The sequence below is a fragment of the Rhodococcus sp. G-MC3 genome, from assembly GCF_030063335.1.
In the GTDB taxonomy this organism is placed as follows: domain Bacteria; phylum Actinomycetota; class Actinomycetes; order Mycobacteriales; family Mycobacteriaceae; genus Rhodococcoides.
Window position 1 is genome coordinate 80,210 of sequence record NZ_JASISW010000010.1, and the last position, 21,512, is coordinate 101,721.

Consider the following 21,512-nt stretch of genomic DNA (forward strand, 5'->3'; position numbering starts at 1 on the left):
CATCAACCACTCACAGCCGGCGGAGCCGCAAAAGATACGTATCCATCACCCAACCGTGCTGGGATTTGAGCTCGCCGCGCAGTTGCTCGATCTCGCCGATTACTTCGTCGAGCGGTCCCGACACCAACTTTTCATCGTCTGTTCCCAGGTTGGCTCCCCAGTGGATGCCCCAGGTATCGGTACCGGCCAGCTCACGGCAGGTCAGGTGACCGTCGAGCATGACGACGATGTTGTCGGCTCCAGATTCGACATCGCCGAGCAGTGCGCGGCCCGTGGTGATCACGATCGGCCCGCCGATGCGGTTGAGCACCAGCCGGTGCGCGGCAGCGAGCATCGACACACTGCTGATGCCGGGTATGACGTCGTAATCGATGTCCACTGTCCCGAAGTCAACGATGCGTTCGACGACTCGGATCGTGCTGTCGTAGAGAGCAGGGTCACCCCAGACGAGGAACCCGACGGTGACCGTCGGATCCAGCTCCAGCAGCACCTTCTCGTACGCGCGGGCACGGGCGTCGTGCCAGTCGAGAACGGCGGTCCCGTAATCGGCGGGCTTCCGGTCTCGCTGCGGGTCGGGAACTTCGATCACCCGGTAGTCCCCCGGCACATGCCTGTTGAGAATCTCGGTGCGCGCCTGCGCGAGGTCGCCGACGGCCGCGCCTTTGTCGGCGACGAGGAACACATCGACGGCCCGGAGCTTGTCGACGGCCTGGGCGGTGATCTGGTCGGGATGTCCGCCGCCGATACCGATCAGAAAAATCTTCACGCGCGTTCCCGGCAGGCGTCGTAGAGGTGCGATTCCGCGCCTGGCGTCCGGCCCACCGCAGGCCCGACGAGGATGACCGCTGCCTGCTTCAGCGCAGCGGCCTCGACCTTGTCCGCGATGTCGGCCAGGGTGCCGGTGAGCACGAGCTGGTCGGGCTTGCTGGCGTGGAACACCACCGCGGCCGGGCACTCGGCGCCGTAGTGGACCGTCAGTTCCTCGGCCAGCACTCGGGTTCTCGTGATTGCGAGGTGCAACACCAGCGTCGACCCGGTTGCGGCAAAGTTGGCCAGCGCCTCACCGTCGGGCATTGCTGTCGAGCGCGCCTGAGCACGCGTCAGGACGACCGACTGCGTCACCTCGGGCACGGTCAGTTCGACGCCCAGGGTTGCGGCGGCGGCGGCGTACGCGGGCACTCCGGGTGTGACGTCCCATTGGACGCCTCGTGCATCGAGTCGCGCAGACTGTTCGGCGAGCGCGGAGTACAGGGACGGATCGCCCGAGCAGAGGCGCGCTACGTCTTCTCCGCGAGAATCGGCCGCGACGAGTTCAGCGGTGATCTGGTCGAGATCGAGGTTCGCGGTATCGATCTTTCGAGCATCGGGCGGGCAGTGCGCCAGGATCGCTTCGTCGATGTAGGTGCCCGCGTAGACGCACACCGGGCTGGCGCGAAGATGCTCGACGGCACGCAGCGTGAGTAGGTCTGCCGCGCCGGGGCCGGCTCCGATGAAGTGAACAGTCACAGCTGGAAAGCGTAGGCGCGAGGTCACGACGCGCCGAACCAGCTGCCAATCCTCGACCTGGCTAACTCTCAAGCTAAGGTTTACCCTTGTGTCGGATGGGGTTGTTGTTACTCATGTGACTCGATTCAAGTCTCAATAGTCACACCTGCAACATCAGCATCACAACTCATCTGAAACACGCATCTGAACGGAAGCAATTCGCGTCGAACAGTCGCTGAATGCTTCGCGGAATGCTTCCACGCAGGACCGGGAGCGGCCCGCACCTACAACCAGGGAGTACCGCCTTGCACCGTCGAACGAAGCCGTCGATCGTTCTCGGCGCAGTCGCCTTGCTTGCCGTCGCGAGTCCCGTGGCGGTCTACAGCATTTCCGGCGACACTGCGTCCACCGATGTTCGATCGGCCAACGAGACCACCCCTGTCACCGTGCCGACCAAGATCGTCGAAACAGCGCTGAACGCGGCACCGGACATCGTCATTCCCCTCCAGGAATTGACAGGTCTACCGTTGCCCGACCTTCGCCTGTCCGATCTGAAGTACCTGCCGCTCCCGGACAACATCACGATCCCGCCGTTCCAGATCCCCGAAATCCCGGGCCTGACCGTGCCGTCCCCGACGGGCCCGTCCGCGCAGGCGCCAGTGCCCTCTCTCGACCGGCATGACGCCGCAGCGCCCGTCGAACCCTCGCAGCTACCGGCAGGCGACGATCCGGGCGCACCGCTCGGCGCCGTCGTCAAGGAACTGCGTCAGGACGACCCCTTCAGCATGGTTGCACTGACGTCGACCGCTCCGGGCAATGCAGTCGCGCAGCTTCGTCGCCAGCTCGACGACGGCTCGTGGGGCCCGTGGATCGCCACCGAGCCGATCGATACCGCGTCGAGCGATGCCGCTCCCGCGCCGGACAAGAAGGGCACCGAGCCCGTCTTCGTCGGAGCGACCAAGGCCGTGCAGATGCTGTTGACGCCTCGTCCGAGTGCAGCTCCCGCTCCTGAGCCCGCTCCCGCACCGGTGCCGGAAGCTGCACCCGCCCCCGAGCAGGAACTCGGCTACACCCCGGCTTCGGTGTCGAAGCCGCTGCGCCAGCAGGACGCGCCCTTGGCAGATGCACTGTCCGACATCAGCGCGGTGCTGATTCAACCCGGCAGCTCCCCCGCGGACTCCGCTCTCTCCGACCTGGCGACTCCGGTCGCAGGCAATGCGGGACCGAAGGTGATCTCGCGAGCACAGTGGGGCGCCGACGAGTCCATCCGCTGCGCCACACCGACATACGACGATTTCCTCGGTGGCGCGACAGTGCACCACACTGCCGGTAGCAACGACTACTCCAAGAGCGAGTCAGCCGAGATTGTCCGCGCGATCTACGCGTACCACGCCCAGACCCTCGGCTGGTGCGACGTCGGCTACAACGCACTCGTCGACAAGTACGGTCAGATCTTCGAGGGCCGCGCAGGCGGATTGGACCGACCGGTTCAGGGCGCACACGCAGGTGGCTTCAACGAGAACACCGTCGGCGTCGCGATGATGGGCGATTACTCCACCGAAGCGCCATCGCCGGAGACCCTCGATTCCGTCGGTAAATTCCTCGGATGGCGTTTGGGCGCAGCAGGTCTGGACCCGAAGGCCAAGACGACGATGACCAGCGAAGGCACCGAATTCACGTTCGTCGGCAAGGGCCAGAGCGTCGACCTTCCGGTCATCTTCGCGCACCGCGACGTCGGCAACACGGCATGCCCGGGCGACGGCGCCTACGCGAAAATGGACGAGATCCGCGATATCGCCGCGGCGAACGTCGTTGGCGGCGCAGTCACTCCGACGGCACCTTCCGAGGATCCGAGCACCACAGCGGATTCCGGCACTACAGGGGATTCGACCGACACCGCAACTCCGTCGTCGCCCGGTACCGACGCGAGCAGCGCTCTGGCACAGAATGTTCCGGCACTGGTCGACGAACTCGTCCGCCTCGCCAGCTCCAACCCGATCGCTCAGAAGTGGATGGCATCGGGCGGCGAAGCCGGTACCCTCGGCACTCCCGTCAGCGGCCTCGTTCAGGTCAAGGGCGGCGGCGAAGCGGCACAGTTCGCAAATGGCTCGATCTTCACTTCGATTGCCGGACAGGCAGTTGCGGTGATCGGCAGGATCTTCCAGCAGTTCACGGCGCTCGGCGGCGAGAACGGTGAGCTCGGCTTGCCGAGCACCGACGAGTACCGCGTACCCGAGGGTCTGCGTACCGACTTCGAGAACGGTTCGTTGATCTTCAACGAACTCACGGGGATCGTCACGACGGTCATCAAGACGTACAACGACACCTACGAGAAAGAAATACAGAACGGCGCCCCGGCACCGGACTTAGCACCAGCACCAGTCGAGCCCGCTCCCCTACCGGAAGCGGTACCGGCACCCGACGCAATACCGGCACCGGTCGGATAGTTCCGACACAGCCCGGCAATCCGATGCCCCGCAAACGCACGTGCGTTTGCGGGGCATCGGCGTCTGGAAGAGCTCGGTCACCACCAGCGTTCGAGGACCCTGGCCACACCGTCGTCGGCGTTGCTCGACGTCACCTCGTCCGCGGCGGCGATCGCAGCGTGATGTGCGTTGCCCATCGCAACGCCGAGGCCGACCATCTTCAACATCGGAACGTCGTTCGGCATGTCTCCGAATGCGGCAATATCGGCAGCGGCCACGCCGAGACGATCGGCGACGATCTCGAGTCCCGACGCCTTGGTGACTCCGGGCGCGGACAGTTCGATCAACCCGTTGTCGGTGGAGTACGTCAGGTCGGCTCGGTCGCCGATCAGTGGTGCGAGCGCCGCGACCATGTCTCCGCTGGACATGCTCGACATCCTGATCAGCAGTTTCACAGCGGGGACGTCGAGGACCTCGTACTGCGAGACCTCGGTGTTGTCGGGATTCAGCCAGGCATGCTCGTATCCGGGTGAGCTGACGAACTGCGGTGTCGCGGCATCGTGCGCGGTGGCACCGACACGCTCGGCAGCGAGACCGCACCCGGGCATCGCCCGGTAAGCGATGTCGGCGAGCCAGTGCAACGTATCGCTGGCCAGGACCTCAGCGTCGAGGATGCGATCGGTTGCCGCGTCGTAGATCACCGCACCGTTGGCGCACACACACATCGGCGCGAATCCCAGATCGTCGACGACCGGCGCGATCCATCGCGGTGGCCTGCCCGTCGACAGGACGAAGGGCGTGCCCTCACCGACCAGCGTGAGCACGGCACGCCGCGTCCGCTCACTGACCCTGTCGGTGTGGTCGAGCAACGTGCCGTCGACATCACTGGCGACGAGGCGGGGCTTGCCGGCAGGGCGGGATTGGGGTCCAGAGGTAACAGGCATCGACGCTATTGTGCCTCAGCGGGCCATCGCACCAGAACTCTCGGTGCAGGTGAGCTGACCAGCACATGGAAACGGCAGAACAGGAGTCGGTGGGGAGAGTCCGCCGGAGAAGCCTGGTGCATTGCCTCGAACTGCCGCGATCGGTGAATTTCGCTCAGGTGACGGAGCGTGGACCCCAACGACGATCGCGGCGGATCAGTTCCCCCGAGTTCCATCCCCTGTCGAGCCCGCGGAAATCGGTTCAGAGACATCCGCGGGAGCAAGCGCGTACGTGAACGCGTAGGTCGCGGCGGCTATCACGGCAACAACTATCAGAGTCGGCGGAAACCCCGTCGATTCGCCCGCCGGGCCGCTGACTGCCGGATTGCCGACTGCTGCAACAGTAAAAGCGAGAACACCCCCGACCAGGAGCGTCACCGCAGCTGCCGAACATGCCGCGAAGCGGTGCTTCCACCGCCGCGGTGAATACGCGGGCCACAGGCGACCAGTGTGCAGCGCGTAGTGTCCGCCCGCAACGGGCGCCGAGCCCACCAGCAATCCCACCAATCCGCCGATCAAGGCCGGGACCCACAATCCGACCCACGATCCACCGTCCATCAGCGGGATCGCAACCACAACACCGGTGCACGTACCGATGACCGCTGCCAGAGATAGTTCTTTCTCAACCCAGTCCATCAGCCGTGACCCATCATGCCGCGTCTGATCGGGTCATGGTCGCTTGGCGAAGCGCCCGTCGTCCATATGTCAGCGAAATCGATAAGACTGCCCCGGTGACCACGGAGGTAGGGATGAATGAATTGGACACGTGCCTGGACAACAAGAAGAGACCACCAACCGCCATTCCTGCGGTCAATGCGGAGATGATCGAGAATTCTGCGGCGTCAACCACCACACGTGCTGTTGGTGAATGTCTGTCGTCCAGCAATTTCAAAGCCCATGTGCCGCCAACAAATGCTGCGCATCCGATGACACCGCCGAGAATCGCGCCGACGGACAATGTGTAAACAGCTAGCCAAGGACTGACGCCGACAACGTGTTGTCGGGTCAGTGACCAGAGTGCATATGCAACTCCGCACAGTGTCGGCCAGCCGATAGCAAGAACGCCCCAGCTCGTACCCGCTCCTCGCCTCCGACTGTCCATGTCGCTCAATCTACCTCCGGCGCGGCCGTCGAACGTCCCCGTGGACCCATACATGTTTGCACTCGGCGAGAGTGGCGATACACCGGATGCTTCGACGAACCGCGGGCTTTACCGGACGAATCGATGAGAAGGGGCCCTGGTTGGTGCAGTTGTTGCTATTGGCCGGGTTTGTCGGCGTCGCAATGTTGCGTATCTTGTGCCGGGACCTGACTGGCTGATGGTCATCCGCGGCGCAACCGAGGGTCGACGCCACGGCGCCATCACTGGCCTCGGCACACAGGCGGGCCTGCTCGCCCACGGCCTTCTCGCCACTGTCGGCATCTCGGCCATCCTTGCCGCCGCTCCCCAGGTTCTCATCGCCGTTCAAGTAGTCGGCGCCCTTTACCTGCTGTACTTTCTGCACAGGACGTGTTTGCCGACATCGGAGTCAATGTCGCACTGGTGCACAAGAACCGGTGTCACAGGGCTGTCATCCGAGTGTGTGTGAATTGGACCGAGCAACGTCACCAAGCTGCGGGAGCACTCAGCCGTCAACCACGGGATCGCTCGAGGCCAGCGGGCGCTCGCAACAAGAATGGGACTGCCTGACGCAGGCGCTCGTCGAACACTGCGTTTATGAGAAGACCTGCACCCCTTCGCCACAGGGGTCACCACCAACACCGACACCCCGGGGCTCACTCGGCTCGGTGGCACGGAACAAAGCTGCGCGTGCATGATTCACTGGCGCGGCCTCACCAATGGCGCCTCCCGGACCACGAATCTGTGGTTCGGGCCCGGCCCGCATGGGGACACAGCCGACATCGGAAGCGGGATCTTGGTAGCTGTCGCCACCAACAGCGGTTCGGGCGTGCCGGTCACTCTTTCCCTGGTTCCAGCGTGTGGTCCGTTCCTTGACGGCAAGGCTGGGACTCAGATCATGGTGCGTCGACACACCCCGAGTGATAAAACAAAGTCTCAGGTTCGGTACAAACTCGTATCGAGTTCGTTGCACTGCAGCAGCGTAGTTGTAAGGGTCTTTCCGAAGCTCCGACTCGTCAGAGCGACCGTTAGCCTACCTAACATGGCAGTTTTCGCCGTTGAGTACGGAAGTCTTCAAAGTCAAGAAGGGGTACAGCAGGCGTGAGCTTTGGTGAGTATGTAGTAGCGCGACTACCGGACCGTTGGTTGGGTCGCGTGTTGAGGCACGCCGAACTGCTGAAATTCCTCAGTGTGGGAGCAGTGACCTTTGTCACGACCGTCGGCATATTTTTCGGCTTGAAGTGGACTGTTCTTTCGGCCAACCCCGTCACCGCAAATATCATCGCCGTGCTCGTGTCGACCATTCTGTCGTACGTACTCAATCGCGAGTGGTCGTTCTCCAACCGTGATGGCCGCCCCCATCATCACGAAGCTGCCTTGTTTTTCAGTGTTGCCGGGGGTGGGCTGATTATCAACCAGGTTCCGCTGTGGATCTCGCGTTACGTCTTGGACTTGCGCATGCCCCACGTGTCATTTCTCGCTGAGAATGTCGCCGACCTTGTCAGCGGGACACTGTTGGGCACTTTGCTCGCAACAGCTTTTCGGTGGTGGGCGATGAGCCGGTTTGTCTTCGTGCAGGGGAAGAGAGTGGACCCGGCCACGAGCTTGGAGTTGGACGGCCGACCCTGAATCGGCGCCCGAGACCAGTTGGCGGCCGAGGTCAGAGTCCGCCCTGGCTCTCGCAGGCGGCCGCAAGCTGAGCAAGTAACCGGCGCAGGGTCGAAGCTTCAGCGCCTGTCAGCGCCGATTCGAGCAGATCGTCTTCGACTGCTCTGATACGAGCGCGCACGGCATCGAGAAGATCTTGTCCGCCGGGCGTGATGGCGACTGTGCGTTGACGTTGGTCATCCGATCGCTCGCGGGATACGAGTTCACGCGAGACAAGCTCATTCAGATGCTTGCCCAAACGCGTCGGGTCGCGTCGAGTTCGACGCGAAAGCTCGGCCTGCGATACCGCGGCTCCCGCAGCTATTTCCGTCAAGATCGCATATTCCCACATCGAAAGGCCCGCCTCCCGCAGGAGCGGCTCCTCCAGCGCACCCAAGTGCGGCAGCACCCCGAACAACAGAGCTGCCAAATCGGGCTCGATGCCTTCCTGCGTGTCGCTATCTGTCATGGACAGCCTTCCAAAATCATCTACCTCGGTATACGGTTAATCGTCTACCGCAGTAGAGCGTCGCCCGCCAATCTTTATGGGGTCCACGTTAAGGCACACCAAGCCGATCAAGACACGCCTGACCATGCACCAAGCCCATACATCTGAGCCTCGACTTCCGACGAAAAGGGATCAATATGGACGTATCGACCTTGCACGCTGCCAATGAAGAGCTCGCGGAATGGCTCTCCGAGCTGACTCCAGGAGATCTCAAACAGGAAACCGCACTGCCGGACCAGGACATCGGCGACTTCTACCTTCGGATAATCGAGCGAGACACAAACCTCGCCACGACCATCGCCCATGAAACTGTCAACGACCGCCCACCAGTCAACGCAATGAGTAGATCGGACCTCGATGTCTCGCCAAATCTGTACGGTGGCGGATTCGAGTCGCTGTATCGAAAGACAGCAAGGCAGCTGGAGAACGCATTCGAATCTGCAAATTCTGAAACCGTCTGCCGCGTCGACGGATCCGACATGGCGCTCGGTGCGGCCTACGAACAACAGATCGCCGACACGGTAATCCGTACCTGGGATCTTGGAAATGCGATGGGCTTCACCTACCGCCCTGCCGACGACGTGGCGCGTCGGGTCCTTGCGGCACTGCAGGAATCACCAGACAACGACGCGGACAGGGTATGGGAAAACGCTTTGACGTTTGCGACCCGCGTGCGATCGACATAGGCCCAAATCTGCCGGGCCACGATTCGAAGCTCGAGACGTCAACACCCCCGCCACCGAATCGACAGGTACCTGATAGTCGGACGACCGGTGCTGTACGCCGAGTTCTGATCAATACCTGTAGATCTCGCGTTCGTCGACCCGATGGCAGTCCGATTCTATTGACGCGCTTTCTGGACCAATCGCACACTCGACTCTGAGAGCGGCACAATCCTCGTTGTCCCAACGCCTTTCGCACGTCGACGTTGACCAAACGACTGACCTGCTCCCGCAAGAACTCGATGGTCAGCGGGCTCGGAGAGGGCGCGTGGGGAGACGAAGAGATGGATTTTACACCTCACCGGAAAGATCGAATCGCTTTCACCAGTCAAGGGCGATAATTTTCAGACTGGAATGCAACCCAGTTCCGCAGCGCGGCAATAGTTAAGCGGCATATGGGTCACGGCCAAGTACCCGCGCGGAATGTGTCCATCATCTGCTGCTCGATGACGTCACGGCGGCCACGCTCGTCCTTCCACGAATCCAAAAGCTGCTTGGCGGAAACGATCATGTGGATCCCGGGCACATCCGGTTGGTTCGACGGCTCAGGAATAGGCCAGCGACACAACGTTTGAGAGGCAAAGACCGGATGAATCAGGCCATCTACGGCCCGCGAGATGATCACCCGGGAGAATACATTGATCGCTGCCTGCCAACTGCCCGACGACGGTGCTCCCAGCGGCAGCAACATGTCCGAGCGGGCTTGCTCGCGAGACTCCCGCGTGACGTTCTCTGCGACAGCGATCACGTGCCGGCCGACCTTGTCGTTGAGCTCCTGCACCCGCACCGCGCGCTCACGTTCGATCGCTCGACCGAACATCTCGAGTTCAACAAGTCCTGAGCGAGGGCCCGCTTCACCGAGCGAATACGCGCACAGGTGAACTAGAAGATTGTCCCACAAATCTCGCGCCACCGACCTGTGAGCAGGCGTGACCTGCAAGCGCCGGGCCTCAGCCACCGTGACAAAACCTGCGAGCAGGAAATAATCGATACTTTTTCGTTCCCTCGGCATCATTCGGCGGCATTCCCCGCGTGGCTGTCGCTCATCAGCCGGGGCGCTCGGCGGATGCACAGTTCGATCCGATGCGACGTTCCAGCCTTCGTTGCGTTATTTGTTCGCGTCCGAACATAGTTCACGCTCCCGCTTACTCCGTCCAAAGACGAAGAGATCGAGAGTACGCGCTCGAGGTCCAGCCCGTCACGAAAGGTGTTCAACCGATGTCGACAGATAGCGCATATTCCGGTTACTACCCATCCGCCAGTCCAGGCGCGCCGTCAGCGAACGGATTCCTTCATCCACGCTGCGCGACTCGCAAAAATCGCAGCGACCACGGCTACGAATGCAACCGGAGCAATCAGTAGCGGATTGTCGGCCCGCTGGGTAAGCGCCAAGTACCACCAGGTTGTCAAACCGACGACAACTCCTGCGACGGCTGCATGCACTACCGCAGTCGACATCCGATCCCTCCTTGGCGCCATGCCTTGTACGACACGATCAGCTACACGAGTAGCCGCAATTGCAAGGCCGCCGAGCACCGCTCCGGGGAGCATCAGCAGGGCGAAAACGAACACCGCGAAGACCACTGCACCAGGGCTGGACAGTATTGCCCCGAACCCGAACCCCGTCACGGTAGCTGCAATCGCGAAGGCCAAGGCGATTGGCAGCCACACCGAAGACCGTTTCCAAAAGCTCATGAGCCGTTACCGCACGATGTCCGCGCCAACCGGGCCTCGCCAGATACGTACATTCCGGCATCATAAACATTGGGCCAATGCTTTTCGGCGCGATCGGGCCCGGTTGTCTCGACGCGGAGTGGAGTACCGACGGGGTAGAGATGGTCTAGTAGAGCTATGACGTGGGATCCGGCAACAACCGACAGTCAAGACTGGGACGAACGAGGGCTTCGACGTGCCCCCGTCGTCAGCGCGGGCACCTGGATCACCGACAGTATCCGCGGCTTCGGCCACGGCGTCGCTGGCCTGGTTCCGCCGGTCTTCCCTGCATACGCTCGTGTCTTCCACCCCGCCAGCACCATCGATGACGAGCCTGTCCGCTGGGACACCGTGGCCGAAGCCAACGGGCGCATCCAGCACCCGGTGATGGAATGGGGGTCCATCGTGGGTAGCTGGCAAACGCCCGAACAAGAGGGCTTGTGGCACGATCCCCCCAGCGAAGGATCACTACCAGCGGACACGGCACGCGCCCTGGCAGACACACTCCGCGCCTACACACAAACACCCTCGAAATGCTGGTTCGCGCACTGGGAAGGCTCCGGCCACATCGAGGCACCGTCGAACTACCCACGGCTACCGATGCCGGGGCGCGACATGATCTTGTTCTCGGGCACCATTGATCACGCGGACATTCAGTTCGGCGCCAGCGAGCAATTCCCGTTCGGTATGAGCGCCCACCTGTGGTGGCCGGACGATCAAACCTGGTGTGCGGCGACCGATATCGATCTGATGACAACGTACGTCGGCGCATCCACCGAGTGCATCGACGCCGTCCTCGCCAACTCCGCATTGGAAGCGCTGCCCGTGGACTCCGCCCAGAAGCTCACCTGGGACAGTGACACCCACAACCCATTACCTCCGGCAGGCCCCTACGCCTGAATCGAAATGGACCGTCAGGATGCGTCGATGTCCAGGCCCCGAGAACCGCACCTTCGAACATGTTCTATCGCACCACTTTCGAGTTCAACGCTTATCTCACCGACGCTGGTGTACTCGAGGTCGTCACCAGGACGTTGCAGAGCGGGATGGTCAGGGAGTAAATCCACCCGGCAATGTACCGGAAAAACACAGTGCCCTCATCGACGAAGTAGATTTCGAGGTCATCCATGTCCCGACTGATGCTGGAGAAATCGAGCGCGTCGATCGAGTAGTCCAAGACGCTTACCTGACCGGTGGCAGGGAGGGTGGCGACAATTGATGCAGGGCGAGTGCGTCGATCGCTCGGTTCTTCCTGGCACGGTGCGCTGCCTCGGTTTACGCAGCGGGAACCGATGTATATGACAGGCTGGCTTCGTGACGAAGCGGAAGTGGTACGACAACCCCACCGTCGACCGATGGGGAACTTTGTATCTCTTGGTGGTTTCGACTGTGCTGGTCGGACCGCGGGTCGTCGGCAACGTAATGGACGACCCTTCGCCGTGGAACATCACCTTCGCTGCCCTGTGTCTCCTGGCGTTTGTCGTCATTGCCACGTCGTTCGTGCGGCATTGGCGAAACCGCAATCGCGCGTCCCCGCCCAAGGTGGCACGCGTCGACCCCAACAGTGTTCCGACGCGCGAAGTCTGGAGTGCGAGGTCCTCATCGTCATCACGAATATCCGCGATCAAGAAGCTGCGCGAAAGCTACCCCGGTCTCGGCCTCCGCGACGCCGCGGATCTCGTGGACGACACAACCGAACCACCGAACCCATAACGAACGAGTCAATAGGTAGTTGTAAAAATCGACCGACCCGGTGAGGGGGCTACATGGCTAAGTACTGGGGCGACTTTCCGTCATCCGCCGCTGACGACGAGATCCCTGACGTCCTGCCAGCGGGGCGTTACGTCAGCGTCATACCCAACGGGCACGGCGCACTCACGGCATGGATCGCAGGACCAGGAAGATGTTACCGAACACCGTATCCAGCATCCGCGCACAAGCCAGTGAAAGTGACACGCGGTGACCCGAGTAATGAGCCCGAGGAAGTCTGGTTCGAACCCTTCACTGAAGCCGATCTACAACAAGAAAACGACGACATCAACTCGTATCTCGCGGACGCCGGCGTCCGGCCGCGCCCACGGGGATACAACTGGCACGTGTTGGTGCCCGGCAACATCTCCGATGGAAGGGCGCTCGAATACGCGTTGTGAGAGAAGAACTGCTACGTCGATCCAGCGGAAGTACGCAAAGCGATCGCGCGGCTGTACAAAGCCTTGCTCGGCTCACATCGGCCGACGTAGTGGGTTTCAGTCGTCAGCGCGACGGCCAGCCGGGAATGCTGCCCGGTCGACTCCTCAGTCTCCGAGGTAGCCGGTTTCGGGGTTTACGGCGTCGAGGAACCTGCGGATCGAGTTGATGTGCCGCTCCAATGTCAAAGGCTCGACCACTATGTCGAAATTATCCGCGATCGTCGGACGACTGCTACTCATTCCGTAGCCATTGTTCGGCCCCGATTCCCAGTGGTAAGTCGTTCCTCCATCTGACTGCACCTCCATCCGAGGATCTCACGAAAACCTCACCGTCGACCGTCAAATCAAGCCGCCCGTCCTCAGCCGTTGGTCGGTAGCCTTTTGGACAATCATCGGCGTGGTTGTAGTTCACCAATTCAGGCTGGCGCACGCCATGCGCTGTGAAGAATATGTACCCCGGTGACAACGAGCGATCAGGAAGCGTTGGGGCGTTGTGTTCGTCGGCGAGCGCATAAATGCAACGGGAGGTTACGTGACATACCAGTACTCGACCATGAGCGAGGCGCTCCGCAGTGAGCCGCCCAGTCGTTCTGCCGAATTCGCCTGACCCGAACAGGACCAATGACGCAGTCATCTGGCTAACCAGCGTGCAGGTCTAATCCTTCGGAGTGTTCTTCGCGTGTACGCCTTGCCTCGTCGACGCTTTAAACAATCCGGGCACCGTCCGAAGCATGCTCGAGGATTACGCGGCAGGCCTGCACGTCGATCGACGTGCAGACGAGCACGACCGCAGCACAGGCACACTCATCGAATGCCAAGCACTGGTGGGATGGTCCTCGCGGGACGACATGGCAAGCCTCTACGGTGATCCTGCGCGCATCTGGCAATCTTGGTGCACTCACCCGCCCCAGACGGTGGTCATCGAATCCGGGCACCACATGGCTGAGGAAAACCCGTCCGCTGTCGCCGCCGCGATAGTCGACTTCTTGACAGCAGAATGACCACCCGCTCACCGGTCCAAGTCCATACTCATCCGGCACTCGACGGTGAGGCCACGGCGACGCACGGCCTGAGTGCACCGGAATGGTGCAGTTGGGGCCACGATGCGCGACGGTCCACCCCGACGCTGTTGAGGTGGTCCGTGGTTTCGGCTTTGTGCATCGAGCCCTCTCGCAGTATTTGTCAGGCACTCCTTGACATGCACCTAAAATCCGTGTCAGGATTTACCTGACACGGAGGTTTGAAATGACGTTCGAAGACACAGCCATCGAAACTGACATCGCAGCTGCTGTTCGCGCTGTGGTCAACGCGGGGGCAACAGAAGCTGGCCGATTCTCCGACGAGATCATCGGTTTTGGGCCGCTCCCTGGCACGCCGGAGTGGGAGGCCGAGCAATCCACCACAGTGCCAGCTGAACGTGCCCTCGCATGGCACCTGCTGAGTCTGCGCATCCAACTTGCGGCCGGGCTCGACGGGATCGAGACCGTCATTGTGTTACGCACGCAAGGTGCGACATGGGCCATCATCGGGCGAGCGACGGGCATATCCCGGCAGTCTGCCCATGAACGATGGGGTGCGCGTGTGACTGCAATTCTGGATCCGATGGAAACCGGAATGCCGACTCTCGTCGCCAAAGACAACCCTCTCTAGCATTGGGCTTTCATGCCGGTAAGTGAGCTCGGCGTATCAAAGTAAAAGAATGATGCTTTGAGCTGGGATAATTCAGCTTTAGAACGTCTACTTTTTCACTACCCGCGGCGCATCACTCTGGTGAGCAAGTCTCACGTCGTCCTACCGCGAAAGTAACCGGGCTGACAACGGCACTCTCGGACAACGTGCAGCCGTGGCGGAATCCGTTGGCGTAGTTCGACCCCGACCAGATCATCACCGAACCGGCAGTCTCCCTGCGACTAACCGCAATCGCCACCAATACCGTCCGCGGACAAGTGCAGTATCTCGAACTCCGTCACCGTCGCCGCGCTCGCTGTCGCGGTTGGTCGCAGTTTTCTCTCGACTGGGAGCGTCTCGACCATGATCGTCAACCCTCGAAGCCTCGGAAATGCACTTTATCGGCCAGGCGCTGCTTATTTCCCATCAAACCGACACCCACAACGACGACGAACGATATGATTGCGGCTAATATCATGCTGTCACTCCCTCCGGTAGTCGTGGCATTATGAAGCGATATGTTCGCCCTCAACGCGCTGGGAAGTCGAGCAGGCAATGCCTGACAAACTCACGCTTACCAAGAAACTATTCGGTACCAATGGTGCGGCTGACAACCCGTGCCCGGATTGATCGTAATTGATTGCTCAATCTTATTGATCGACTTGATTCATCGTTGGCCTCGAAGTCCCCAAATTCGCTCTATAGCAACGTTTGTCGAACTTGCCCCGCTCATGATTCGCAGCGGCGTTGCTCGCTCGAAATTCCACCTCGGCCTGCGCCTCGATCGAATCCTGTTGCTGCACCGTCACTATCGAATTCTTGATCTGGGCAACGTCGTCGCCGGACAGTCGTTCGCTCATACCGGAAACCCAGCCGAGACTGTGCCCGTTTAGCGGCTGGGTTTGGCTTCTAAGCTATGTGCGCCAACGTCGCTCACCGCTTGTGCTGCCTGAGCCTCACTGGCGATAGATCTCCACGTGGGCGTTGGTGACCACGCCGACATTCAACGCGGGCGAACCCCAACTAGTGCTGCAGTTGGCCGATGCCTGACCCGTTGGTACGAATGAGCGAGTCGACGCGGTGTAAGGCCCGACCGCATAGAACGGGAAGGCATCGGGGATGCCGTGAAGACCCCAACAGTCGATGCTGAGGAAGTACTCTCTACCCGGCGGAGCATCGGAGTCATGGCAGGTTGCCGTCGCGCCGAAGGCATCCCGCTGGATGCCGCAGTCCTGAGGGGTCGCCTGGGCAGTGCCGGAGCCGATGATCGTCGCGAAGGCCAGACCCGACACGACGACGGTGGCAACTCGTGCAGCCGCGCTGATTGTGCTTCTCATTGAGACCCTTTCGCTGGTGAGCGATGAAACAACAGAGACTGTGCCGCACCTAATCCTGGCAGGCAGAGCTCAGCCTTGCCCCGGAACTGCAATTCCCAACCACGACCTCAACCGGCAGAGCCCTGAGCTGTGTCCAGTACCCAAGAAATAGCGCTGTGTGGAAGCTGTGGCAATGCGGCCTGGGTTCTCGCGAATTCGAATTCGCCTGCATGGCAACCATTATTCCAGGTCAGACCACCGATCGGCGGTCGATACGGCCACTGTCGGGTATCGGATTGTTCAGCAGTCTCCTAGACTGTGCAGCGGTACTTCGGGGAGGGAGGATCGCCATGAACGACGCATTAACGGACGACGCACGAATAGTTACGGCGCTGATCGGCGGCGACCTCTCGGCGCTCGGAGATGCTTACGACCTCTACGCCCGACACCTCTTCACCTATGCGAACGCCATGGTGAGAGACGCAGACCTCGCCGCCGATGTCGTCCACGACGCCATGCTCATCGCGTCGCAACGCATCGGGCAATTACGCAATCCAGCCCGATTCCGCCCCTGGCTGTACGCCATCGTTCGCTCGGAATGTCTCTGCCAGTTGCGTCATGCGAAGAAGAACGTTCCGTTGGACAACAGCTTCGATTTCGCGGATTCGGCCGTCACCTCCGAGACCGCGACCACCGAGACCGCGACCTCCGAGACCTTCGAGGAACGGAACCTTCATGCCCTGGTTGCGGCCGCGGCAGGTTTGAGCCCCAAGGACCGCGAAGTCCTCGAACTCGCGATCCGACACGACCTCGACAATGCCCAGGTAGCCGCGATCCTCGGCGTTCGAATGAATCAGGCGAGCACGCTCACCTCACGGGCACGCACACAACTCGAACGATCACTGTCGGTCATTCTCGTCGCGCAGGAACGAGGCAACGAGTGCGTAAGTCTCGACGAAATCCTTGCCCAGTGGGACGGCGAATTCTCTTCGCTGTGGCGCAAGAGAATCGGCAAGCACATGAACAAGTGCGCCAAGTGCAGCGCAATCAGGGACCATAAGTTCCGGGCGGCCACGCTGCTCGGGATCCTCCCGTTGGCCGCAGTCCCTTTCTGGTTGCGGGATCTCGTCGTCGCCGATGCCCAGGTGAACTTCGACCTCGTCGCGCTCTCACATCGCATCGATCCACTCGACCGTTCGGGATTTCCGCAGCCACGCAAGCAAGGGCACCGGCACGCACCGCAGGGCGTCTGGGTCGGCGCTGCCGGTGCTGCCATCGTGGTCGGCACCGGAGTCGGATTGCTGATGGTCGGTCCCGCGGCCAGCCAGTCACCCGCACCTGCCAGTTGGTCGATGCACCCGCGACGACGACGCCCGCAGCGGTGGTTCCACCCGCGCTGGTCCCCGTCGATACCGCTCAGGTCGAAGCCACTCGGTATTTCAAGATCCCCAAAGTCGCCGCGGTCCCCGACGTCACTGCAGCGCCGATTCCCGGGCTGCCCAATTCAGTGGACATGCTGCCGGTGCCTCCGGTCGGGGCTCCCCCTGTCGATGCCCCGCCAAGCACGTCGGAAGCACCCGAAAACCCCCCGCCCGCCACCGGGGATCCGGTCGTCACCTCTGATCAACCCGCACCCCCCACCACCGCCACGACGCCACCGGTCCACACGACACCAACCACAGTCACGCCGGCGCCGCCTGCCTAGAAAAGCTGATGTTCCGGCGCAAGCATCCGAGGACGCACTCAGGATCCGTCCGTACACTCGATTGGATGCTCATGACGAAGGACGCCGCCACCGCTGATCGGCGACGTACTTTCCACGCGTATCTCGACGTCGCGATCGTCGTCCTCGTCCTGGTCGGCACCAACCTGATCGCGCATTTCACGACGGCGTGGGCCAGCATCGCAACAGTGCCGATTGCCGCCGTTCTGCTGGTAGCGCTGACGCGTCGCCGGGGCCTGGGCTGGTCCGAACTGGGATTGTCACCAAAGCAGTGGAAGACCGGGTCGCTGTATGCGCTCGGCGCCGTCGGACTGGTCGTGACCGTTGTCGCCATCGGCGCCCTGTTGCCGATCACTCGTCCGTTCTTCATGGCTGACCGTTATGCGACGATTTCCGCGGCGCTCGTCGCCTCGATGATCGTCATCCCACTGCAGACTGTCATTCCCGAAGAACTCGCGTTTCGCGGCGTGCTGCACGGCACTCTGGGGCGGATCTACGGTGCTCGCGGCGTCTTCGCCGCAGGATCGCTGCTGTTCGGTCTGTGGCACATCGCGTCGTCACTCGGTCTCACCGCGGGCAATGTCGGCCTCTCCGGCTTCCTCGGCGGCGGAGTGTTCGGTCAGATCGTCGGGATCGGTCTTGCCGTCATCGCAACCGCGGGGGCAGGCGTCGTCTTCACCTGGCTACGGCGTCGAAGCGGCAGTCTGATCGCCCCCATCGCACTGCACTGGTCGCTCAACGGCATCGGCGCGCTCGCTGCCGCCCTGGTGTGGCACGCGTCGGTGAGCTGATCGTTTTTCCGTCACAGCATGCTCGATCTAGCCCAACCCGGCCCAGCCCCGTCGCAGTAGCGTAGGCCGATTCGCGCGAGATGATCAGGCCTGCTTTGCCTCTCGCGCAGCCGCTTTGGCAGCAGCATCGTCTGCGTCGAGCTTGTCTGCTTCTTCCAGTGTCGGCGCACTTCCGCCGAGGCGCGCGGGAACCCAGTAGGCGCCCGGGGTGTGCTCGTACCCCTGCTGCAGGTCTAGCAGCATCTCCTGCATCGTGGAGTGCAGTTTCTCGGTGAGCTCGCTCGGCGGGCCCACCGGGTCGATCGGCTCGCCGACGGCGATCGCGATGGGAGTGCTGGTGCGTCCCAATCGCTTCGGGAATCCCTTGGTCCACACCCGCTGGGCGCCCCAGATGACCGTCGGGATGATCGGGACACCAGCCTCGATGGCCATGCGCGCCGCGCCGGACTTGAATTCCTTGATCTCGAAGCTTCGGCTGATGGTGGCCTCGGGGTACACACCGACGAGCTCACCCTTGCGCAGATCCGACACTGCCGCCTTGTACGACTCGGCACCCGCACCGCGATCGACAGGAATGTGCTTCAACGACCGCATGATGGGGCCGGAGATCTTGTTGTCGAAAACCTCTTTCTTCGCCATGAAGCGGATGTACCGCTTCGCCTTGCGAGGCGGCAGGCCCGCATACGTGAAGTCCATGTAGCCGGTGTGGTTCACTGCGACGACCGCACCCCCGGTCGGAGGGATGTTCTCCTCTCCCTTGACGTTGAACTTCAAGCCTTCGAAAGCGAAGACCACGCGGGCAATGCCGATGACGGATCGATAGACGGGTTCCACAGTCGGCTAGCGTAGTCGCATCGGGCTGTAGCGAAAAGGACGCTCGGGAGAAGACGTAGTGGGGAAGGTCAGCTGAACATGAGTTCGCTTCGCAGTATCGCTTTGTCCGCCGCAGTGCTGACGGGGGTAGTTCTCTCACTCTCCGCCTGCGGCGGTGACGGCCAGCAGGGGATTCCGACCGAGACGACACCGGCTCCGACCACTCAGAACACAAGCACTCAAAGCACAAGCACTCAGAGCTCCACCACGGCAGCGCAGTCACCGACCACAACCCTCACGCCTCCCCCCGGACCTGCCGTCGGCGATGTCCCGGGAAATCCGCAAGCAACGTCGGCCCTCCGCGCGTTCGTGACCGATCTGCAGGCCGGAGGCGTCCCCGCGGTGACGCCTCCGTGCTGGACGGTTCCGCCGAGCGAGATTGCGCTGCAGTACGCCGACGTCCCATCGATTCTCGACGCCGCCGCGGCGCCAGGCGTCGACGGGCAGTACGCCGTGACCTGGACCGGACCGGTGTCGACGGTCTCGATCAAGCGCAGCGACATCACATCCGGCTACGCCTGCCCCCGCATCTACCCAACGGGCACCGCGCCCGCGTACTCCGACGTCGACGCCGAATACACCGTCGAGCGATACCTCGGGCGCTTTACGGGCGCCCCGGTCAACCCTGACGATCTGGAGGGCGACTACCCGCTCGTATGCGAGAACCGCGCTATCTGGGACCCCCAGGGCACCGGAGCACCGACAGCACCGCCGCTGGCCAACAATCCCGGCCGGCTGACCGGGTCGGCGTCGTACAACCCGGAAAGCGTGTATGTCGCCTCCACCGACGGCGTCTACAAGACCGTGTACGCCGACGTCACCAACGTGTCCGGGTTCGAGCAGAACCAGGTGTTCACCCTCACCATCGCGGCGAACGGCTACTGCATCGGGGATGTGGCCTGACGTCCCGTGCGCACGTCATGACCTGCGCCCTCGGTAACACCGGGCGCATTTCAACGCTCGGGGGCGCGAAGCGCGTATTTCGCGGGCGACATCCCGACCATCGCCGTGAAATCCCGCACGAGGTGTGCCTGATCCGCGTAGTCGAGCTCAGCGGCGAGTGCCGCCCAGTCGACGGTTCCCGACGCCCGTGACGTCGCTTCATGCAGACGGTAGCGACGGATCACCCAGGCGGGCCCCAGACCGACGTAGTCCGCGAACAGCCTGTGCAGCGTGCGCACACTCACGTTCAGATGCTCCGCCAGATGTGATGCCCGAGTGAAGGATCGGTCTCTCTCCAGCAGCGCCACCGCGTCGGCCACGACGGCGATGTTCGGATCGAGCTCGGCAGGTAGTTCGATGGCATCGAGAAGCAACCCGACGGCTTGCGCCGAATCCTCCGTTGCGGCGACGCGCTCGCCCGCGAGCGTCCATGCCTGCGGTGCCGGGGCCATCACGTCGACGATGGAACTGACGGGACCGTCCGTGAACGGGGCGATCCCGCCCGGCTTGAAGCGAATTCCGATTGCCCGACCGGTGCCGGCGAGGCTGCGGTCGAAGCGGGTCTTCTGCGGACCCCACAGTCCACTGGTCCGATCTTCGACGACAAAATTCGCGGCGGGGTGCGGGAGCACCGATTGTAGGTAGGGCGGCCGATCACCCCTGTCCCACCGAACCATCCAGATCCATGACACGTACGGAGCCAAGTCCTCCGGCGGAGCCCAACGTCGGAAATCGAAGTCTCCGTCGGGTGCCGTGTGCAGCACGCCGCGGGCAGTGTCGAGTCGCTCTGACGGCAGATCCACCATGCGTGCAAGCCTGGCACGATTGTCCGATCGACGCTCGGGTGTTTTCCGCAGCTCCGGGGAACGCGTCGGGATACGGGGGGACTCGTCGGGATCCGGGGGGGACGGGGGTACCAGCTCCGCGTACGGTGACAACCTGGGGAGGTGGACCGAATGACGCTGGGGTTGGACACCAAGGTTTTACTGCTGCTCGCCGGGCTGATGCTGCTGTGGGCGCTCGCGCTCGGAGTCTGGAAGTTTCGGCAGATGGCGACGTCGCCGACTGCACTCGCACATCCATACGTCGACATCGCGCACCGTGCTGCATTGATGTACTCGTTCGCGACGCTCATTCTGGCTGCGCTGGCAGAGTTCTCGGGGTTGCCGACGGCGGTGAACCTGATCGCCGGAGTGGTGGTCGTGGTCTTTTTCGTCGCGGCAATCGGCAGCTATATGGTTCACGGGATCCTCAAGGACACCGACAATCAATTCGAGAACCCGGTGCACGGGACCCATGCGTTCATGTGGGCGTTGGTGGTCGCCGAGATCGGTGGGACTTCGGTATTGGTCGCGGGATTCGTCGTCGGCCAGTTCTTCTGACCTCCTCCCCCTCCCGCATGAATG

At 62.2% G+C, this 21,512-nt stretch carries 25 protein-coding genes; 14 read left to right on the forward strand and 11 right to left on the reverse strand.

Annotated features, from left to right (window positions below; all coding sequences use genetic code 11):
* Positions 1-10: 10 nt before the first annotated feature.
* Both cobF and cobM read right to left on the reverse strand, forming a co-directional pair.
* The gene (gene cobF / locus QMK17_RS13280; RefSeq protein WP_283509733.1) at positions 11-766 is read right to left on the reverse strand and encodes a precorrin-6A synthase (deacetylating); all 756 of its coding nucleotides are present in this window, start codon (positions 764-766) and stop codon (positions 11-13) included.
* On the reverse strand, positions 763-1,506 hold the full coding sequence (gene cobM / locus QMK17_RS13285) for a precorrin-4 C(11)-methyltransferase (RefSeq protein WP_283509734.1): 744 nt from the start codon (positions 1,504-1,506) through the stop codon (positions 763-765). Before cobM ends, cobF begins: the two co-directional genes overlap by 4 nt.
* A gap of 284 nt (positions 1,507-1,790) precedes the next feature.
* On the opposite strand from cobM, the gene QMK17_RS13290 reads away from it, so the two are divergent.
* On the forward strand, positions 1,791-3,932 hold the full coding sequence (locus tag QMK17_RS13290) for an N-acetylmuramoyl-L-alanine amidase (RefSeq protein ID WP_283509735.1): 2,142 nt from the start codon (positions 1,791-1,793) through the stop codon (positions 3,930-3,932).
* A 77-nt stretch (positions 3,933-4,009) separates the two neighbouring features.
* On the opposite strand, the gene QMK17_RS13295 is transcribed toward QMK17_RS13290, so the two are convergent.
* Both QMK17_RS13295 and QMK17_RS13300 read right to left on the reverse strand, forming a co-directional pair.
* Complete coding sequence (locus QMK17_RS13295) at positions 4,010-4,855, reverse strand: HAD family hydrolase (RefSeq protein ID WP_283509736.1); 846 nt, start codon at positions 4,853-4,855, stop codon at positions 4,010-4,012.
* 195 nt (positions 4,856-5,050) lie between these two features.
* Entirely contained in the window at positions 5,051-5,530 is a 480-nt protein-coding gene (locus QMK17_RS13300) for a hypothetical protein (RefSeq protein WP_283509737.1), read from the reverse strand.
* Positions 5,531-5,643: 113 nt separating this feature from the next.
* On the opposite strand from QMK17_RS13300, the gene QMK17_RS13305 reads away from it, so the two are divergent.
* From QMK17_RS13305 to QMK17_RS13315, 3 genes are all read left to right on the forward strand, one after another.
* A complete protein-coding gene (locus QMK17_RS13305) occupies positions 5,644-5,859 on the forward strand; it encodes a hypothetical protein (protein ID WP_283509738.1) in 216 nt (71 codons plus the stop codon).
* A 333-nt stretch (positions 5,860-6,192) separates the two neighbouring features.
* Positions 6,193-6,483 (forward strand): LysE family translocator, encoded by a 291-nt coding sequence (locus QMK17_RS13310; RefSeq protein WP_283509739.1) that lies wholly within the window; start codon positions 6,193-6,195, stop codon positions 6,481-6,483.
* A gap of 686 nt (positions 6,484-7,169) precedes the next feature.
* Positions 7,170-7,643 (forward strand): GtrA family protein, encoded by a 474-nt coding sequence (locus QMK17_RS13315; protein WP_283509850.1) that lies wholly within the window; start codon positions 7,170-7,172, stop codon positions 7,641-7,643.
* A gap of 31 nt (positions 7,644-7,674) precedes the next feature.
* Here the strand turns inward: QMK17_RS13315 and QMK17_RS13320 are convergent, their stop codons facing one another.
* Positions 7,675-8,130 (reverse strand): MarR family winged helix-turn-helix transcriptional regulator, encoded by a 456-nt coding sequence (locus tag QMK17_RS13320; RefSeq protein ID WP_283509740.1) that lies wholly within the window; start codon positions 8,128-8,130, stop codon positions 7,675-7,677.
* Between the two features lie 176 nt (positions 8,131-8,306).
* Here QMK17_RS13320 and QMK17_RS13325 point away from each other — a divergent pair, with 176 nt between their 5' ends.
* Entirely contained in the window at positions 8,307-8,855 is a 549-nt protein-coding gene (locus QMK17_RS13325) for a maleylpyruvate isomerase N-terminal domain-containing protein (protein ID WP_283509741.1), read from the forward strand.
* A gap of 436 nt (positions 8,856-9,291) precedes the next feature.
* Here QMK17_RS13325 and QMK17_RS13330 read toward each other — a convergent pair whose 3' ends face one another.
* Complete coding sequence (locus tag QMK17_RS13330; protein ID WP_283509742.1) at positions 9,292-9,849, reverse strand: hypothetical protein; 558 nt, start codon at positions 9,847-9,849, stop codon at positions 9,292-9,294.
* Positions 9,850-10,166: 317 nt separating this feature from the next.
* Positions 10,167-10,586, reverse strand: a complete 420-nt coding sequence (locus QMK17_RS13335) for a hypothetical protein (RefSeq protein ID WP_283509743.1) — start codon at positions 10,584-10,586, stop codon at positions 10,167-10,169.
* Between the two features lie 156 nt (positions 10,587-10,742).
* Here QMK17_RS13335 and QMK17_RS13340 point away from each other — a divergent pair, with 156 nt between their 5' ends.
* The 3 genes from QMK17_RS13340 to QMK17_RS13350 all read left to right on the forward strand — a co-directional run bounded on the left by QMK17_RS13340 (position 10,743) and on the right by QMK17_RS13350 (position 12,754).
* Entirely contained in the window at positions 10,743-11,504 is a 762-nt protein-coding gene (locus QMK17_RS13340; protein WP_283509744.1) for a hypothetical protein, read from the forward strand.
* Positions 11,505-11,918: 414 nt separating this feature from the next.
* Complete coding sequence (locus tag QMK17_RS13345; protein WP_283509745.1) at positions 11,919-12,317, forward strand: hypothetical protein; 399 nt, start codon at positions 11,919-11,921, stop codon at positions 12,315-12,317.
* A gap of 53 nt (positions 12,318-12,370) precedes the next feature.
* Positions 12,371-12,754, forward strand: a complete 384-nt coding sequence (locus QMK17_RS13350; RefSeq protein ID WP_283509746.1) for a DUF5956 family protein — start codon at positions 12,371-12,373, stop codon at positions 12,752-12,754.
* Between the two features lie 144 nt (positions 12,755-12,898).
* Here the strand turns inward: QMK17_RS13350 and QMK17_RS13355 are convergent, their stop codons facing one another.
* Complete coding sequence (locus tag QMK17_RS13355; RefSeq protein WP_283509747.1) at positions 12,899-13,033, reverse strand: hypothetical protein; 135 nt, start codon at positions 13,031-13,033, stop codon at positions 12,899-12,901.
* A gap of 491 nt (positions 13,034-13,524) precedes the next feature.
* On the opposite strand from QMK17_RS13355, the gene QMK17_RS13360 reads away from it, so the two are divergent.
* Complete coding sequence (locus QMK17_RS13360) at positions 13,525-13,794, forward strand: hypothetical protein (RefSeq protein WP_283509748.1); 270 nt, start codon at positions 13,525-13,527, stop codon at positions 13,792-13,794.
* 244 nt (positions 13,795-14,038) lie between these two features.
* Complete coding sequence (locus QMK17_RS13365) at positions 14,039-14,443, forward strand: hypothetical protein (RefSeq protein ID WP_283509749.1); 405 nt, start codon at positions 14,039-14,041, stop codon at positions 14,441-14,443.
* 974 nt (positions 14,444-15,417) lie between these two features.
* Here QMK17_RS13365 and QMK17_RS13370 read toward each other — a convergent pair.
* On the reverse strand, positions 15,418-15,798 hold the full coding sequence (locus QMK17_RS13370; protein WP_283509750.1) for a hypothetical protein: 381 nt from the start codon (positions 15,796-15,798) through the stop codon (positions 15,418-15,420).
* A gap of 329 nt (positions 15,799-16,127) precedes the next feature.
* Between QMK17_RS13370 and QMK17_RS13375 the strand changes: the two genes are divergently transcribed.
* On the forward strand, positions 16,128-17,579 hold the full coding sequence (locus QMK17_RS13375) for an RNA polymerase sigma factor (protein WP_283509751.1): 1,452 nt from the start codon (positions 16,128-16,130) through the stop codon (positions 17,577-17,579).
* Positions 17,548-18,291: a CPBP family intramembrane glutamic endopeptidase gene (locus QMK17_RS13380; RefSeq protein ID WP_283509752.1), complete on the forward strand. Its 744-nt coding sequence runs from the start codon at positions 17,548-17,550 to the stop codon at positions 18,289-18,291. The genes QMK17_RS13375 and QMK17_RS13380 overlap by 32 nt, the downstream gene beginning before the upstream one ends.
* 84 nt (positions 18,292-18,375) lie before the next feature.
* Here QMK17_RS13380 and QMK17_RS13385 read toward each other — a convergent pair whose 3' ends face one another.
* Positions 18,376-19,125, reverse strand: coding sequence for a lysophospholipid acyltransferase family protein (locus tag QMK17_RS13385; protein ID WP_283509753.1), 750 nt, complete (start codon positions 19,123-19,125; stop codon positions 18,376-18,378).
* 78 nt (positions 19,126-19,203) lie between these two features.
* On the opposite strand from QMK17_RS13385, the gene QMK17_RS13390 reads away from it, so the two are divergent.
* Positions 19,204-20,067, forward strand: coding sequence for a hypothetical protein (locus tag QMK17_RS13390; protein WP_283509754.1), 864 nt, complete (start codon positions 19,204-19,206; stop codon positions 20,065-20,067).
* Between the two features lie 50 nt (positions 20,068-20,117).
* Here the strand turns inward: QMK17_RS13390 and QMK17_RS13395 are convergent, their stop codons facing one another.
* Positions 20,118-20,912 carry a helix-turn-helix domain-containing protein gene (locus QMK17_RS13395; RefSeq protein WP_283509755.1) on the reverse strand — a complete coding sequence of 265 codons (795 nt, stop codon included), beginning with the start codon at positions 20,910-20,912 and terminating at the stop codon, positions 20,118-20,120.
* Positions 20,913-21,062: 150 nt separating this feature from the next.
* Here QMK17_RS13395 and QMK17_RS13400 point away from each other — a divergent pair, with 150 nt between their 5' ends.
* Positions 21,063-21,488: a hypothetical protein gene (locus tag QMK17_RS13400; protein WP_283509756.1), complete on the forward strand. Its 426-nt coding sequence runs from the start codon at positions 21,063-21,065 to the stop codon at positions 21,486-21,488.
* Positions 21,489-21,512: the final 24 nt, after the last annotated feature.

Coding starts and splice junctions, on each gene's coding strand:
- QMK17_RS13325 (WP_283509741.1), top strand. CDS start 8,307: ATGGACGTATCGACCTTGCACGCTGCCAATGAAGAGCTCGCGGAATGG.
- QMK17_RS13340 (WP_283509744.1), top strand. CDS start 10,743: ATGACGTGGGATCCGGCAACAACCGACAGTCAAGACTGGGACGAACGA.
- QMK17_RS13320 (WP_283509740.1), bottom strand. CDS start 8,130: ATGACAGATAGCGACACGCAGGAAGGCATCGAGCCCGATTTGGCAGCT.
- QMK17_RS13350 (WP_283509746.1), top strand. CDS start 12,371: ATGGCTAAGTACTGGGGCGACTTTCCGTCATCCGCCGCTGACGACGAG.
- QMK17_RS13360 (WP_283509748.1), top strand. CDS start 13,525: ATGCTCGAGGATTACGCGGCAGGCCTGCACGTCGATCGACGTGCAGAC.
- QMK17_RS13300 (WP_283509737.1), bottom strand. CDS start 5,530: ATGGACTGGGTTGAGAAAGAACTATCTCTGGCAGCGGTCATCGGTACG.
- QMK17_RS13395 (WP_283509755.1), bottom strand. CDS start 20,912: ATGGTGGATCTGCCGTCAGAGCGACTCGACACTGCCCGCGGCGTGCTG.
- QMK17_RS13365 (WP_283509749.1), top strand. CDS start 14,039: ATGACGTTCGAAGACACAGCCATCGAAACTGACATCGCAGCTGCTGTT.
- QMK17_RS13375 (WP_283509751.1), top strand. CDS start 16,128: ATGAACGACGCATTAACGGACGACGCACGAATAGTTACGGCGCTGATC.
- QMK17_RS13390 (WP_283509754.1), top strand. CDS start 19,204: ATGAGTTCGCTTCGCAGTATCGCTTTGTCCGCCGCAGTGCTGACGGGG.
- QMK17_RS13370 (WP_283509750.1), bottom strand. CDS start 15,798: ATGAGAAGCACAATCAGCGCGGCTGCACGAGTTGCCACCGTCGTCGTG.
- QMK17_RS13355 (WP_283509747.1), bottom strand. CDS start 13,033: ATGAGTAGCAGTCGTCCGACGATCGCGGATAATTTCGACATAGTGGTC.
- QMK17_RS13305 (WP_283509738.1), top strand. CDS start 5,644: ATGAATGAATTGGACACGTGCCTGGACAACAAGAAGAGACCACCAACC.
- QMK17_RS13380 (WP_283509752.1), top strand. CDS start 17,548: ATGCTCATGACGAAGGACGCCGCCACCGCTGATCGGCGACGTACTTTC.
- QMK17_RS13295 (WP_283509736.1), bottom strand. CDS start 4,855: ATGCCTGTTACCTCTGGACCCCAATCCCGCCCTGCCGGCAAGCCCCGC.
- QMK17_RS13400 (WP_283509756.1), top strand. CDS start 21,063: ATGACGCTGGGGTTGGACACCAAGGTTTTACTGCTGCTCGCCGGGCTG.
- QMK17_RS13335 (WP_283509743.1), bottom strand. CDS start 10,586: ATGAGCTTTTGGAAACGGTCTTCGGTGTGGCTGCCAATCGCCTTGGCC.